This is a genomic window from Polynucleobacter asymbioticus QLW-P1DMWA-1 (assembly GCF_000016345.1).
Taxonomy (GTDB): Bacteria; Pseudomonadota; Gammaproteobacteria; order Burkholderiales; family Burkholderiaceae; genus Polynucleobacter; species Polynucleobacter asymbioticus.
In genome coordinates this window covers 772348-786188 of the sequence record NC_009379.1, presented here as the reverse complement: position 1 = coordinate 786188, position 13841 = coordinate 772348, and the positions used below count along the sequence as shown (strand labels likewise).

General features: G+C 45.4%; 15 protein-coding genes. 3 read left to right on the top strand and 12 right to left on the bottom strand.

Annotated elements, in window-relative coordinates; all coding sequences use genetic code 11:
- Positions 1-41: 41 nt before the first annotated feature.
- Positions 42-974: a c-type cytochrome gene (locus PNUC_RS04095; RefSeq protein ID WP_011902629.1), complete on the top strand. Its 933-nt coding sequence runs from the start codon at positions 42-44 to the stop codon at positions 972-974.
- Positions 975-1350: 376 nt separating this feature from the next.
- Here PNUC_RS04095 and PNUC_RS04090 read toward each other — a convergent pair whose 3' ends face one another.
- The 3 genes from PNUC_RS04090 to PNUC_RS04080 all read right to left on the bottom strand — a co-directional run bounded on the left by PNUC_RS04090 (position 1351) and on the right by PNUC_RS04080 (position 2796).
- A complete protein-coding gene (locus tag PNUC_RS04090) occupies positions 1351-1857 on the bottom strand; it encodes a hypothetical protein (RefSeq protein WP_011902628.1) in 507 nt (168 codons plus the stop codon).
- A 56-nt stretch (positions 1858-1913) separates the two neighbouring features.
- On the bottom strand, positions 1914-2405 hold the full coding sequence (gene pal, locus PNUC_RS04085) for a peptidoglycan-associated lipoprotein Pal (protein WP_011902627.1): 492 nt from the start codon (positions 2403-2405) through the stop codon (positions 1914-1916).
- A gap of 85 nt (positions 2406-2490) precedes the next feature.
- Entirely contained in the window at positions 2491-2796 is a 306-nt protein-coding gene (locus tag PNUC_RS04080; RefSeq protein WP_071467194.1) for a hypothetical protein, read from the bottom strand.
- Between the two features lie 131 nt (positions 2797-2927).
- Between PNUC_RS04080 and modB the strand changes: the two genes are divergently transcribed.
- Both modB and PNUC_RS04070 read left to right on the top strand, forming a co-directional pair.
- Positions 2928-3581, top strand: a complete 654-nt coding sequence (gene modB / locus PNUC_RS04075) for a molybdate ABC transporter permease subunit (protein WP_011902625.1) — start codon at positions 2928-2930, stop codon at positions 3579-3581.
- Positions 3581-4687: an ABC transporter ATP-binding protein gene (locus PNUC_RS04070; protein WP_011902624.1), complete on the top strand. Its 1107-nt coding sequence runs from the start codon at positions 3581-3583 to the stop codon at positions 4685-4687. The genes modB and PNUC_RS04070 overlap by 1 nt, the downstream gene beginning before the upstream one ends.
- Here PNUC_RS04070 and PNUC_RS04065 read toward each other — a convergent pair.
- Genes PNUC_RS04065 through trpB form a run of 9 tightly spaced genes read right to left on the bottom strand, consistent with a single transcriptional unit; the run spans position 4680 to position 13812 of the window.
- Positions 4680-5354, bottom strand: coding sequence for a class I SAM-dependent methyltransferase (locus PNUC_RS04065; RefSeq protein ID WP_397428483.1), 675 nt, complete (start codon positions 5352-5354; stop codon positions 4680-4682). The genes PNUC_RS04070 and PNUC_RS04065 overlap by 8 nt on opposite strands.
- Complete coding sequence (locus PNUC_RS04060) at positions 5326-6534, bottom strand: O-succinylhomoserine sulfhydrylase (RefSeq protein ID WP_011902622.1); 1209 nt, start codon at positions 6532-6534, stop codon at positions 5326-5328. The genes PNUC_RS04065 and PNUC_RS04060 overlap by 29 nt, the downstream gene beginning before the upstream one ends.
- Before the next feature lie 60 nt (positions 6535-6594).
- Positions 6595-8133: an amidophosphoribosyltransferase gene (purF, locus tag PNUC_RS04055; RefSeq protein ID WP_011902621.1), complete on the bottom strand. Its 1539-nt coding sequence runs from the start codon at positions 8131-8133 to the stop codon at positions 6595-6597.
- 4 nt (positions 8134-8137) lie between these two features.
- On the bottom strand, positions 8138-8704 hold the full coding sequence (locus tag PNUC_RS04050; RefSeq protein WP_011902620.1) for a CvpA family protein: 567 nt from the start codon (positions 8702-8704) through the stop codon (positions 8138-8140).
- Entirely contained in the window at positions 8704-9543 is an 840-nt protein-coding gene (locus PNUC_RS04045) for an SPOR domain-containing protein (RefSeq protein WP_011902619.1), read from the bottom strand. Before PNUC_RS04045 ends, PNUC_RS04050 begins: the two co-directional genes overlap by 1 nt.
- A gap of 3 nt (positions 9544-9546) precedes the next feature.
- Positions 9547-10872: a bifunctional tetrahydrofolate synthase/dihydrofolate synthase gene (folC, locus tag PNUC_RS04040; protein ID WP_011902618.1), complete on the bottom strand. Its 1326-nt coding sequence runs from the start codon at positions 10870-10872 to the stop codon at positions 9547-9549.
- A gap of 4 nt (positions 10873-10876) precedes the next feature.
- On the bottom strand, positions 10877-11764 hold the full coding sequence (accD, locus tag PNUC_RS04035; RefSeq protein ID WP_011902617.1) for an acetyl-CoA carboxylase, carboxyltransferase subunit beta: 888 nt from the start codon (positions 11762-11764) through the stop codon (positions 10877-10879).
- A 6-nt stretch (positions 11765-11770) separates the two neighbouring features.
- Positions 11771-12568 (bottom strand): tryptophan synthase subunit alpha, encoded by a 798-nt coding sequence (gene trpA, locus PNUC_RS04030; protein WP_011902616.1) that lies wholly within the window; start codon positions 12566-12568, stop codon positions 11771-11773.
- A 50-nt stretch (positions 12569-12618) separates the two neighbouring features.
- Complete coding sequence (trpB, locus tag PNUC_RS04025; RefSeq protein ID WP_011902615.1) at positions 12619-13812, bottom strand: tryptophan synthase subunit beta; 1194 nt, start codon at positions 13810-13812, stop codon at positions 12619-12621.
- Positions 13813-13841 lie beyond the last annotated feature (29 nt).

Below are 13841 nucleotides of genomic sequence, written 5' to 3'. Positions count from 1 at the left end.
TCACTCTACTAACAATAAATATTCATGAGATGTATTGAGATATGAAAAATTACTCCAAACATTGCATTGCCTTGATATCACTATTTTTGTGCACCGCTATTTACGCCGCAGATAAAAGCAAGCTGGATGATCAAACACAGATTCCTGCAGCACCCAACAAATTAAGTAGTGAAAAATACTTCCAACCGCCTAAGGATTCAGATCTACAAAACAATGCCTTTGGGGATTTGGTTCGTAAGGGAGAGGCGCTATTTGTTAATACAAAGGCGCTTGCCCCTCAAAATGTTGGCAATGAGATGAATTGTGTGAATTGCCATTTAGATCGAGGTAGAAAAGCAAACTCATCCCCAATGTGGGGTGCTTATCCAATGTACCCTGCGTATCGCAAAAAAAATAATAAAGTAAACACCTACGCAGAAAGGTTGCAAGGTTGTTTTTCATACAGCATGAATGGCACTCCACCGCCAGCTGATGGCGAAATTATTCTTGCTCTTACTACCTATTCTTATTGGTTATCAACAGGAGCGCCAACTGGGAAAGCGCTTCCAGGCAGAGGTTTTGATGAACCTCAACCACCCAAAGGAGGATTTGATATTGCGCGCGGAAAAGTGGTTTACGAAAAGCAGTGCGCAATTTGCCATGGTGAAAATGGGGAAGGCAAAAAAGTTGGCGTGAACTATGTCTTTCCGCCGCTGTGGGGCAAAGACTCTTATAACTGGGGAGCCGGAATGCACCGTATTAATACTGCAGCCGGATTCATTCAACACAATATGCCTCTTGGCCGTGGTGAAACATTATCCGATGTTGAAGCCTGGGATGTTGCTGCTTATGTGAATATGCACGAACGCCCCCAAGATCCGAGGCTGATTGATGGGGATATTGAAAAAACGCGTAAGCGATTCCATGCCGATGATGGTGTTAACCTTTATGGGACCACCCTAAATGGTGTACTCATTGGGCAAGGAACAAAATAATTTTACCCAGCACTATATAAGTTAGTTAAACAAAAGACTGTCAAACAGTCTTTTGTTCATATTGCTACCAATACTTAAATGGTCGTTCCGCTTTCGTATTCGGGCCGATTGCTCTCATTCGCCTCCTGCAATGTGGACATGTCAAACCATCCCAAGGAGTCAAATGGTTTGCAGAATGGCAAGATTTGCAAACAGAAGACTCCTCTGGCGGGTCTAAAAATGTCCCAGGATTGGGAACCGTGCAGGTTGCAACCTCTTTACAAGAGCTACATACCATTGCAGCCTTAGAGAATAGAGGCCCTCTTTCGGCACCAATCCCAGAAACGCATTCATAACTACAAGATCGGCATACAAACCGATACTCGGAAGACATCATTTAATTAGCTACCTTATGCTCTTTCATGATTTGCGCCCACCGTGATCTAGCATATTGAATACGCATAGCTCGCTCTTGGTTGGCGACACCAATTGTGATCTTCTGGCCAATTAAATCTTTATAGACATCACCAATTTTTTCGTAGTAATTGCTATAGACAGCCACTAAATCAGGTGACGGTAATTCCTTTGCTATTACCTGACATCTCAAAGTAGATTCTTGGAATCGAGTAAGAATTACAGCCTGCTCTGAACTAATCTTGTCACTTGAATTAAATAATGTCTTTGCATTGGGGTTGTTTGGTAACAGGGCAATGATTTTCTGATCAACGTACTTTGCATCTTCAGTCTGGTTAACCTCGGATAGGCATACCTGTATTTTTTTCAAAACGCTATCTACTTGAGTTTGAGAGACATCTGTTGCTGACTGAGATGTTGGAGCTTTATTGCTTGAGCATCCAACTAATAAAAATCCAACCAATAAAATACTGCGATAAATATATTTCATACATACCTCTGAATGTGGGAAGACGTTTCAATTAAGTCGCTAAATTCAAATTCAACTTAGCGGTAAACAATGTCGGCGCGACGATTTTCTTTAAAAGCTGCTTCCGTTTGAGCTGGGTTTTCAGGCTTCTCTTTACCAAAGCTAACCGCTTCAACCTGAGACTCGCTTACACCCAAAGCCAGAAGTGCCTTTTTTACTGCTTCAGATCGCCTCTGGCCAAGGGCTAGGTTATATTCTGCAGTTCCACGATCATCTGTATTTCCTTGAATAATGATCGATGCTTTTTGCCTCTCAAAGGATTTCAAATACGAGGCATGTGCGGAAATAATGGATGCATATTTTGGATCTATAGAGTAGCTATCAAACTCAAAGTAAATTGAACGCTTACCGTATACGCTTGATCTAGGGTCCGAAATCGGATCATAAGTCAATGGGCTGCCAGCACTGACCGTAGCCACTCTATTATTGTCATCAAGCTTTACACCAGTAGAGCAGGCTGCAACCAATACAGCAAAGATCGCCAAAATACATATTTTAAAAAACTTCATCGCGAGAATACTCCCTATTAAGACTAAATCATTTAGTCAAATCGACACTGGATTCTGTGAAAACAAGAATCCACACCTAAGAAAATTAGGCAGTGATTTTGGGGGGCTTGAAGGTTGAATCCGGTAAATTCTGTGTATACAGAATATTTTTTGAGGGAATGAACGTTGCAATCTGGTGAGGAACGAAAGCAATTACCACCCCAGTTTCACCAACGTTTGCAGTGACATGACTCATTAAAAAAAGCGTATGAGACTCTCGCTCACCATTGCTACCATGTATAGCTGATTTTCCGCCATCAGATAAGTCGCTAATATGGGCCATTTGATGCATTTGAGCACGCTCGATAGCAGCATCAATGAAAATATTAGCGGCCGCCACCTTAAATGACATTAGAAATAAGCAAAGAAGAATGGCGAGGGATTTTCTGTTGCAGCGCATGTTAATGATTCTATACCTTATTTAAGGCTTCCATTGGGGCAATATCTCTCCACTCCTTAGCAAAGGCAATACAATTGCACGTGATGGATTCAGATGCTATTTATCTCTCCCTAAAGCTTGCCATATGGACCCTTGTGCTGCTATTGCCCTTTGGTATATTGGCTGCTCGCTACTTACTTAATGCCGGAGTTATTAAGCCTTTTATTGAGGCTACCCTAGCACTTCCTTTAGTCCTCCCTCCTACCGTTTTAGGTTATTACCTTCTTGTCGGCCTAGGTGGGAAAACTATATTTGGCATCCCTTTGGTGTTTTCGTTTACCGGAATACTGATTGCCTCTCTGATTGTTAATTTGCCATTTGCCATTCAGCCAATCCAGCGTGCCTTTGAAGCTATTAACCCTGAGATTCGGGAAGCAGCTCAAGTGAGCGGTTTATCCAATTGGCAAGTCTTTCGCTTGATTGAGTTTCCCCTGGCTTGGCGAGGGATCACTAGTGCAGCGGTACTGACGTTTGCACATACTCTCGGAGAATTCGGTGTCATTCTGATGGTTGGTGGCGCAATTCCTGGAGAAACTAAAACGGTATCTATTGCAATTTATGACAAGGTGCAAAGCTTTGATACTGCAGGCGCTGGTACGCTCTCATTAATTCTGTTGGGTACCTCGCTTATAGCAATTGCTATTTCGTATGGCCTCTTTGGGCGCAATCCCTCTCGCGGTAAAGGGTGGAGAAGCTAATGCTCAAAATTAAACTATCGCAGACGACACCTAACCCTTTGCAACTCAAGCTTGAGTGCATTCCTGGAGAACTCCATGCATTGGTAGGTCCCTCAGGAAGCGGCAAGACAACTGCATTAAGAACAATTGCTGGACTCAATAATGCTTCCTCAGGAAAAATTGAATGTGATGGTGAGCTTTGGTTTGAGGCAAATGAAATCAATGGAACGACTACCGCACTTAGTCCAGCCCAGCGTTCATGCGGATTCTTATTTCAGCAATACGCCCTTTTTCCCCATCTCAATGCCATTGAAAATGTATGCATTCCCCTTTACAACAGCATCAACAGCCTTGCCGAACGAAGAGTATTGGCGCAGCAATGGCTTGATCGTATGGGAATTGGTGAGCTAGCTAACCGAATGCCCAATCAACTCTCTGGCGGTCAGCAGCAACGGGTTGCACTTGCCAGGGCATTAGCAAGATCCCCAAAAATATTATTGCTGGATGAGCCCTTCTCTGCCATTGATGCGCCTACTCGTCAGAGCCTCTATAAGACACTAGCCAATCTTCGAAAAGATTTGAACATTCCTATCCTTTTAGTGACACATGATTTAAGGGAGGCGGATTTATTAGCCGATCGCATTACTGTCATTGACCAGGGTGTTGGACTGCAAACTGCTCCACCTCAAGTTCTTTTTGAAAGACCCAGAAACTCGCGGGTTGCCGAATTAGTTGGCATTAACAATATGTTTGAGGGCGTCTTTAGCGCTGGCAAATTGAGCTGGAATGGTAGTACTCAGGTTTTTGATGTCATCGATAAAGGCAAGATCCCACCCAATACGCCCGTTGCTTGGGTGATTCCTGCCGAAGGCCTAAGCCTTCATGCACAGGTCACGGCACAATCAATTGAGGTAATAGTTGACCAGATAAGCGCTCTTGGCCAGATTGCCGTGATTCAATTACGAACAACCGAAGGATCTCATACGATTATTTGGGAAGCCTCAGCTGCTGAGGTAAAGCGTCTATCTTTAGAGCTTGGCAGTAGAAGTTACGTAGAAATGGATGCCAGCCAAATACACATCATGCCATTGCGCCCCATCAACGACCCAAGGCGCTTTACTAATTAGGCTTTTGGGCGACTAAACCCAAGATAGCAGACATACCTGTATGTCTTGGGCCTTCAGATAATTCTTTTTCATAACTGACAAGCTCTAGTATTTCAAACTCTTTAGCTAGGTCACGAATAAGTTCTTCTGTATAGAGATGTTCAATTAAGGATGGGCCACCAGTTTTGTATTCTAGTTGCTTGGGTGTGTAACCCTGCAATATAAAGAGACCACCAGGCTTAGTCGCTTTGTATGCCTGCTGAAAAATTCTAGCGCGCATGGCTGCATCGGCAAACTGAATAAAGATTCCGATGACTGCATCGTACGTATTTGCATGCCACGCAAAGCTATCGGTATCGGAGAAGGAGTATTCGACTTCTACTTTATTTTCTTTAGCGAACTGCCTTGCTTTGGTAAGTGCAATATCAGAAGCATCAAATCCAACTACTTGCAAGCCTTGCTTAGCAAGCCAAACGCCATTACGACCTTCTCCATCAGCAATGCAAAGCACTTTTTGATTGGGTTTTAAATGCTGATGGGCCTTTTCTACTAGATACTCATTCGGCTCTTTACCAAAAATGAACTCTTCTTTATCGAAGCGCTCATTCCAGAATTGAGTAGCTTCTGCAAAACCCATGGATTTATCTAGGTGCACCTGGTTATTTTTTGAGTCCGCCAATGAGATCACCCTTTAGGTCATTAATGTTTTCCAAGCCAACCGCAATGCGCACCAATCCATCGGTAATCCCTGCGGCTTTACGAGCTTCTGGGCTTACGCGGCAATGGGTAGTTGTAGCTGGATGCGTAATCGTTGTACGTGTATCACCTAAATTAGCCGTAATTGAACACAACTTGGTTTGATTAATTAACTTGAAGGCTGATTTCTTGCCACCCTTTAATGCAAAAGACACAATCGCACCGCCTGCTTTTTGTTGACGCATTGCCAAAGCATGCTGCGGGTGAGATTTCAGTCCTGGGTGATAGACGCGCTCTACTCCAGGCTGTTTTTCTAGCCACTGTGCTAATGCCAGTGCATTTTCACTTTGCTGCTTCATGCGCAGCTCAAGCGTCTCTAACCCCTTGAGAAATATCCAAGCATTAAATGCAGACAATGTTGGCCCAGCAGTCCGAACATAAGGGAAAACTTTACCCATGACAAAGTCGTTGCTACCAACAATAGCGCCGCCAACCATTCTGCCCTGACCATCTAAGTACTTCGTTGCTGAATGAATGACAACATCAGCACCTAGTGCCAGTGGCTTCTGTAAAGCGGGCGTACAAAAACAGTTATCAACTGCAAATAAAGCGCCCGCTTTCTTGGCAATCTTAGAGATCGCTTTGATGTCTGCAATTTCAGTTAACGGATTCGATGGCGTTTCTAAATAGAATAATTTGGTGTTGGGTTGAACAGCAGCCTGCCATGACTTGGTATCGGCCAAGTCAGCATAGGTTGTAGTGATACCGAAGCGACCCAAGATATTCGTAAACAATTGAATCGTCGCACCGAATACAGAACGAGAGCAAACGACATGATCACCCGCCTGCAGGTGGGCCATTGCCATCGTTAAAATTGCAGACATGCCGGAGGCGGTCGCAATACATGCTTCTCCACCCTCCAAGGCAGCCAAGCGATCTTGAAACATGCTGACCGTTGGATTGGTAAAGCGGGAATAGATAAAACCTTGGTCTGCATGAGCAAAACCATCAGCCGCTAATTCAGCGCTATCAAAACAAAAGCTAGAGGTAAGAAACATGGCCTCTGAATGCTCTTGATATTCAGCGGTACGGCGAGTACCAGCACGAACTGCGAGAGTCTCTAGTGCCAGTTTTGAAAAATCAGGTTTTTTACGGGTGGTTTTGCTCTTCATCCTGCTATTTTGACACCGAATTGAGGAATTGCCTCCCTTGAGGCAATTTCCTGTGGCTTTTTAGTCTTCGGTAGCCAAATGCAAATGAAGCTGGGAACGGGCAAAGTCGCTGGAATCACGCTGACGATCCGCTTTAGCCGCAGTGGAATTGCGCTGCGCCTCGAGGGCATCCAAATACGAGTCGTTAATATCCCCAGTGATGTAATTGCCATCAAAACAAGAAGCTTCAAATTGCTGAATATTCGGATTAATGTCACGAACCGCTTGCTTCATATCCTCAACACTTTGATAAATCAGTTGGTCAGCGCCAATCATCTTATTAATTTCTGCATCAGTGCGGCCATAAGCAACTAACTCACTACGCGTAGGCATGTCGATGCCATAGACGTTAGGGAAGCGTACAGGAGGTGCTGCAGAAGCAAAGATGACTTTCTTAGCACCAGACTCACGAGCCATTTGTACAATCTCAAAAGAGGTAGTACCGCGCACGATAGAGTCATCAACAATTAATACCGTTTTATCTTTGAATTCAATACGCATAGCATTGAGTTTTTGACGCACGGATTTCTTGCGCACAGCCTGCCCCGGCATGATGAAGGTTCTACCGATATAACGGTTCTTAAAAAAGCCTTCACGATAGTCAATGCCTAATTTCTTAGCCACTTGCATCGCAGCTGGACGACTAGAGTCTGGAATCGGCATGACTACATCGATTTCATCAACATTGGTTTCTTTGCGGATCTTTTCAGCTAGGTAATCGCCCATACGCATACGCACGTTGTAGACCGTAACGCCATCAATTGTGGAGTCAGGTCTAGCCATGTAAACATATTCAAAAATACAAGGCGTTAGAACGGCATTCGGAACACACTGACGTGAATAGAAATTACCATCCAAGTCGACATAGATCGCTTCGCCTGGATGAACATCACGGACAAAAGTAAATCCTAAGCCTTCCAAAGCTACTGATTCAGATGCCACCATCCACTCAGGGCCCTGTGGCGTATCAATGCGGCCAATGCATAAAGGACGGATACCAAAAGGATCGCGGAAGGCTAATAAACCATAACCAGCAATTAAAGAAACCACCGCATAAGAACCTTTGACCCTACTTGTTACGCCCGTAACAGCATTAAACATTGCCGTCTCATCTAAAGCGGCGCTGTTCGTTTCTTTTTGAAGTTCATCAGCCAATACATTGAGGAGTACCTCAGTATCTGAGCTGGTATTGATATGGCGACGATCACGATAAGCCATCTCCACACGCAAGCTTGGTGCGTTGGTGAGGTTGCCGTTATGTGCCAAGATAATTCCATAAGGAGCGCTTACATAAAAGGGCTGCGCCTCTTCTTCGCTACTGGCAGAACCGGCAGTTGGGTACCTTACCTGTCCGATACCGGCATTACCAACTAAGCTACGCATATTGCGAGTTCTAAAGACATCTCGTACCAAGCCATTAGCTTTATGCATCGTGAACGAATTGCCGTTCATCGTTGCGATACCGGCTGCATCTTGTCCGCGATGTTGCAAAAGCAACAATGCGTCATAGAGAAGTTGATTTACTGGTGAGTGGGAAACTGTTCCGACGACGCCGCACATATCTCTAGATTCCTATTGTTATTTTAGGAGTAATGGTAGGTGTTACTTTGGGCATTGGATCACCCAATTGCTTAGCCCAGTCAGCTGGCAGCCAACCTTTAATTAAACCGGTAGCCATATCGATAGCTGGTCTTGTTATTGCGTTCTTCCAGGCCATGCTCTGTGGAATAGGAGTCAAGGCAGCTAAGGTAGCTAAGACCACTACGATCAAGCCACCACGAGCTAAACCAAATACAAGCCCAAGAAATCGATCCGTCAAACTCAGGCCTACTGAAAGAATTATTTTTTGTACCAACCCACCAAATAATCCGCAGACGATAAGTGTCAACACAAATAAAATTAAAAAACTCAGACCAAGAGTCAGCAATTCATCTAGATGAAAAGTAGAGAGCCATTCGGTAGCTAAAAAATTACTGTAGTGATAAGCAACCCAGGCAGCCACAAACCATGAGGCAAGTGCTAATACTTCTTTAAATAAGCCCCTCGAAATACCCACTAAGGAAGATACCAACAAGACCACTAGGGTGAAGTAATCCACCGATGTTAGCTTAAGGGTGGATAAGTATTCCATTACTGCTTACCAGTCTCAACGAGCCTGGGCGATAAACCCATGGCCTTAATTTTTTTCTCAGCCACTTCAGCAGCGTCTTTATCGGTATACGGACCGGCACGCAAGACATATAGTTTTGTGCCGTCAGTTCCCGTTTTGGTTAATACATAGTTAGGAATTTTTTGGTCCCTCAACTTAGAAACCCAACCTTTGGCGCGCTCTTCAGAGGCGAAGGCTCCAATCTGAATCACAAATTTTCCCGAGCCTGTGGATACGCTTGTTTTACGGGCTGTGTCATCCGCTTTAGGTTTGACGGCAGCAGAAGCAACCACTTCTTCACCAGCAGCCAACCCCAACCCAGAAGTTTTACTCGGAGCCGTAGTAGGCTTAGCTTCTGTTTTGGTTTCTGTTTTTACTTCGGCCTTGACTTCAGGCTTCGCCTCAGACTTGACTTCAGGTGTTGGCAACACTGCAGCTTTGGGTGCCTCTATCGGAACATCCGCTTTTGGTTTTTCTTCAGGCCTTGCTTCTGGTTTTACATCGGCGCTTGGCACCGGAAGACTGGCAACGATATTGACGGCAATGTCATTGGTAACCGGTTTTGGTTTGCTATCTAAGATGCGTGGGAGGCCAATTACGGCAATCAAGACTAAAACGGCAGCGCCAATTAAACGATGACGTGCTCTTTGTTGTTCTGGGTCCTCTGTGAGAGCCAACTCTTCCGCTTCTGCAGCACGCTGAAAACTGCGTGGACTAGGTTTGGGGCTAACTTTTTTAGCGGTGCGTCTATCCCTTACTGAACCCAATTCAAGGTCATCAGCCTGTGTTTTTCGCTTAAAAAAGCTCGGTAAACGAATCATGGATCAATGCGCCTGGTTGTTTCGATAAGCCATTACACCGGCAACGGTATAGAAGGATCCGAAGGTCACAATTCTATCACCCTCACCTGCGACGGATAGCGCTTTTTGATACGCAGAAGCAGGGTCAGCAAAGCACTCAATACCTCCATCAGCGCCATTTTTAGGCTTTACGCCCATCAACTCAAGCTTCTTTGCCAAAGCCATGGCGCTGGCAGCGCGAGGGGTTGGGAGGTCAGTACAGAACCAGAAATCCACAATATTGAGCAGGGGCTTTATCACCCCTTCAATGTCTTTATCAGCCATGGCCCCAAAAATGGCATAGGTATAGGGGTGATAGCCCATTTTGTCCAAACCTTGCCCCAAAGTAGCCGCTGCGTGCGGGTTATGGGCAACGTCCAAAACCACCGTTGGCTGACCAGGAAGCACCTGAAAGCGCCCCGGCAGTTCAACTAAGGCAAAGCCATTACGAATATCTTGGGCGCCTACTGGCAGGCGTTGATGCAAGGCCATTAAGGCAGCAATCACTGCTGAGGCATTCAGAATTTGATTGGCGCCCCGTAATGCGGGATAACCGAGGCCGCTAAAGCGCTTTTTACGCCCTGCCCATCCCCATTGCTGTTTGTCGCCCTGAAAGTTGTAATCGCGCCCCTGCAACCAAAGGTCACATCCCAACTTTTCAGCGTAATCAATCAAGGATTGCGGTGGAACAGGATCGCCACAGACCGCGATATGCCCTGGCCGAAATATGCCCGCTTTTTCTAAACCAATAGCTTCACGTGTGCCGCCTAAAAAATCAGCATGATCAATATCAATGCTCGTCACAATAGCGCAGTCAGCATCCACAATATTGACGGCATCCAATCGACCACCCATACCTACTTCCAATACCACCGCATCCAGATTGGATTTAGCAAACAAATGCATGATGGCTAAAGTGGTGAACTCAAAATAGGTAAGCGTTGGAGCATCAACCAAACTGACGCGGGCATTTTCAACAGCGGCAAAGTGCTCCAAAAGGAGATTATCTTTTACCTCTTCGCCATTAATACGAGCACGTTCATTAAAAGTCATCAAATGGGGTGACATATGACAACCAACTCGATATCCAGAAGACAACAAAATACTTTCCAAATAAGCGCAGGTAGAACCTTTGCCATTGGTACCAGCTACTGTGATTACGGGACAGTCGAAATGGAGATCTAAAGCAGCCTTCACGCGATTGATACGATCAAGACCCATATCAATGCCAACAGGATGCGCAGTTTCGAGGTGACTAAGCCAAGCCTCGAGGCTGGAAAATAAAATAGGGGTTTGGTGTGCTGTACTCAAGCGCTTAAACGGCTGCGCTACCCGCAATCGCAGGCTCAGGAAGTTTTTGCAGCAGAGCAAGTAAATGCGCAATCTCACCACGCATTTGGCGACGATCGACAATCATGTCAATGCCACCCTTTTGCATTAAGAATTCTGAGCGCTGAAAACCTTCTGGCAATTTCTCACGAACGGTTTGCTCGATCACACGTGGCCCAGCAAAACCAATCAATGCTTTTGGTTCAGCCATCACCACATCACCCATGAAGGCAAAACTAGCAGAGATGCCGCCCATTGTTGGGTCTGTAAGAACGCTGATGTAAGGCAAACCTTTTTTAGACAACAAGGTCAACATCGAGTTTGTTTTAGCCATCTGAAAGAGTGACAGCAAACTCTCTTGCATGCGCGCACCGCCAGTAGCAGTCACGCAGATAAATGCACATTTCTTACTAATTGCTTCTTGTACGCCACGAGCAAAACGTTCGCCCACTACTGAGCCCATTGAGCCACCCATGTATTGGAATTCAAAACAGGCTGCTACAACGGGAATCGTTTCAATCTTGCCGCCCATCACAATCAAGGCTTCAGATTCGCCAGAGGCATCATTAGCCTCCTTAATACGATCAGGATACTTCTTGGAATCCTTAAATTTCAATGGGTCAATTGGATAGATATCTGCGCCGATTTCATAACGGCCTTTTTCATCCAACAAACTGTCTAAACGCAAGCGTGCGCCAATGCGCATATGGTGACTGCATTTTGGACAAACTGATAAATTCGCTTCGATATCGGTGCTATAGAGCACTGTTTCACAACTTGGGCACTTAACCCACAATCCTTCAGGTACTGATTTGCGATTAGCAGGATCAGTATGTTGAATTTGGGGTGGGAGTAATTTATCTATCCAGCTCATTAGTTTTTAACTATCCAATGCGTCGCGAATCTCACGAATGAAGGTTTCCAATGATTGTACTGCCTGCCCAGGGGGTGCATCCTCCAAAAGGCGAATAATCCGGCTCCCTATGACCACTGCGTCAGCGCTGACTGAAACAGCCTTGGCACTTGCTGCATCGTTAATTCCAAAGCCTACGGCGATAGGAATATCGGTTTCTTCCCGAATTTTAGGGATGATGCTGGCTACATCCTGGGTATTGAGATGGGAAGCGCCTGTTACACCACGCATGGAAACGTAATAGATATAACCAGAAGCTATTTTGGCAGCCTCTTTAATGCGCTCATGGGATGAAGTTGGCGCTAATAAGAAAATCGGGTCAATTCCTGCAACACGCATGCGTGCCGCAAAATCAACGCATTCCTCAGGCGGATAGTCAACAATCAGGACTCCATCTACCCCAGCTGCTTTTGCTTCGGTTGCAAATCTCTCTGCACCCATTTGCTCAACAGGATTTGCATATCCCATTAAAACGACTGGAGTCGTTGCATCTTTTTTGCGAAACTCTTTCACCATGTCTAGGCAGCTATGTAAAGTAACTCCCTGTGTCAAAGCACGCTCAGAAGATCTCTGTATCACGGGACCATCAGCCATCGGATCAGAGAATGGCACGCCCAATTCAATTACGCTAGAGCCACCACGCACGAGTGCATGCATTAATTCCACGGTTAATTTGGGATCAGGATCACCGGCAGTAATGAAGGGAATCAATCCCTTCTTTCCGCTTGCTTTGAGCTCTTTAAAGAGTGCAGTTATTTTTGACATAGCAGTTTCGTTTTTCTATTCTTATTTTTCTTTTTATTCTTCTCTTTTACCTAGCCTTCAGAACCAGTTGCCTGAGCAACGGTATGCATATCCTTATCGCCACGACCAGAAAGGTTCACCAAAATGGTTTTATCTTTAGGCAAAGTCTTGGCCAACTTGCAGGCATAGGCAATAGCATGGGCTGACTCCAGCGCAGGAATGATGCCTTCAATCTGACAGCAATCATGGAAGGCTTTTAGAGCTTCCTCGTCGGTAATGGCTACATAGTCAGCACGACCAGAGTCTTTTAACCATGCATGCTCAGGACCAACACCGGGGTAATCCATACCAGCAGAAACAGAATGCGTTTCAGAAATCTGACCGTTCTCATCTTGGAGTAAGTAAGTCCGATTGCCATGCAAGACACCAGGCTTACCGACACACAGAGCCGCTGAATGCAAACCACTACCCAAGCCATGACCTGCAGCTTCTACGCCTACTAATTTCACTTCCGGGAAATCGATGTATGGGTAAAAAATACCCATGGCATTTGAACCACCGCCAACACAGGCCAATACAAAGTCTGGTTGACGCCCAGTCATTTCTGGCATCTGCACTTTGCACTCTTCTCCAATCACGCTTTGGAAATCGCGCACCATCATTGGATAGGGATGTGGACCGGCAACAGTACCGATGATGTAGAAAGTGTTATCGACGTTAGTAACCCAATCACGCATTGCCTCATTGAGCGCATCTTTTAATGTTTTAGTACCAGACTCTACTGGCACCACTTTGGCACCGAGTAATTTCATGCGATATACGTTTTGAGCTTGACGTGCGACGTCCACAGAGCCTTGATAGACAGTACAGTCAAGACCAAATCGTGCACAGATAGTTGCCGTTGCAACACCATGTTGCCCTGCCCCAGTCTCCGCAATGATGCGGGGCTTACCCATACGCTTGGCCAACATCGCTTGACCAATTACGTTATTAATCTTATGGGCACCAGTGTGGTTTAAGTCTTCACGCTTTAAATAGATTTGCGCCCCGCCAAGCATTTCGCTCCAACGTTTTGCGTGATACACCGGAGAAGGTCTACCAACAAAGTGCTTTAACTCGTAATGAAACTCTTCAATAAATTCTGGATCGTGTTGATATTTTGCATAGGCTTCTTTGAGTTCCTCTAATGCATACATCAATGTCTCAGAAACAAACACGCCGCCGTAAGGACCAAAATGTCCTCTTGCATCTGGCTTGTCGTACATAGCTACCTCTTTTGATTTATCTACAGCAA

What these genes read in the sequence shown, in the direction of transcription:
- PNUC_RS04095 (WP_011902629.1), top strand. Translation starts at nt 42, where the DNA reads ATGAAAAATTACTCCAAACATTGCATTGCCTTGATATCACTATTTTTG.
- PNUC_RS04090 (WP_011902628.1), bottom strand. Translation starts at nt 1,857, where the DNA reads ATGAAATATATTTATCGCAGTATTTTATTGGTTGGATTTTTATTAGTT.
- pal (WP_011902627.1), bottom strand. Translation starts at nt 2,405, where the DNA reads ATGAAGTTTTTTAAAATATGTATTTTGGCGATCTTTGCTGTATTGGTT.
- PNUC_RS04080 (WP_071467194.1), bottom strand. Translation starts at nt 2,796, where the DNA reads ATGTCATTTAAGGTGGCGGCCGCTAATATTTTCATTGATGCTGCTATC.
- modB (WP_011902625.1), top strand. Translation starts at nt 2,928, where the DNA reads ATGGATTCAGATGCTATTTATCTCTCCCTAAAGCTTGCCATATGGACC.
- PNUC_RS04070 (WP_011902624.1), top strand. Translation starts at nt 3,581, where the DNA reads ATGCTCAAAATTAAACTATCGCAGACGACACCTAACCCTTTGCAACTC.
- PNUC_RS04060 (WP_011902622.1), bottom strand. Translation starts at nt 6,534, where the DNA reads ATGAAGAGCAAAACCACCCGTAAAAAACCTGATTTTTCAAAACTGGCA.
- purF (WP_011902621.1), bottom strand. Translation starts at nt 8,133, where the DNA reads ATGTGCGGCGTCGTCGGAACAGTTTCCCACTCACCAGTAAATCAACTT.
- PNUC_RS04050 (WP_011902620.1), bottom strand. Translation starts at nt 8,704, where the DNA reads ATGGAATACTTATCCACCCTTAAGCTAACATCGGTGGATTACTTCACC.
- PNUC_RS04045 (WP_011902619.1), bottom strand. Translation starts at nt 9,543, where the DNA reads ATGATTCGTTTACCGAGCTTTTTTAAGCGAAAAACACAGGCTGATGAC.
- accD (WP_011902617.1), bottom strand. Translation starts at nt 11,764, where the DNA reads ATGAGCTGGATAGATAAATTACTCCCACCCCAAATTCAACATACTGAT.
- trpA (WP_011902616.1), bottom strand. Translation starts at nt 12,568, where the DNA reads ATGTCAAAAATAACTGCACTCTTTAAAGAGCTCAAAGCAAGCGGAAAG.
- trpB (WP_011902615.1), bottom strand. Translation starts at nt 13,812, where the DNA reads ATGTACGACAAGCCAGATGCAAGAGGACATTTTGGTCCTTACGGCGGC.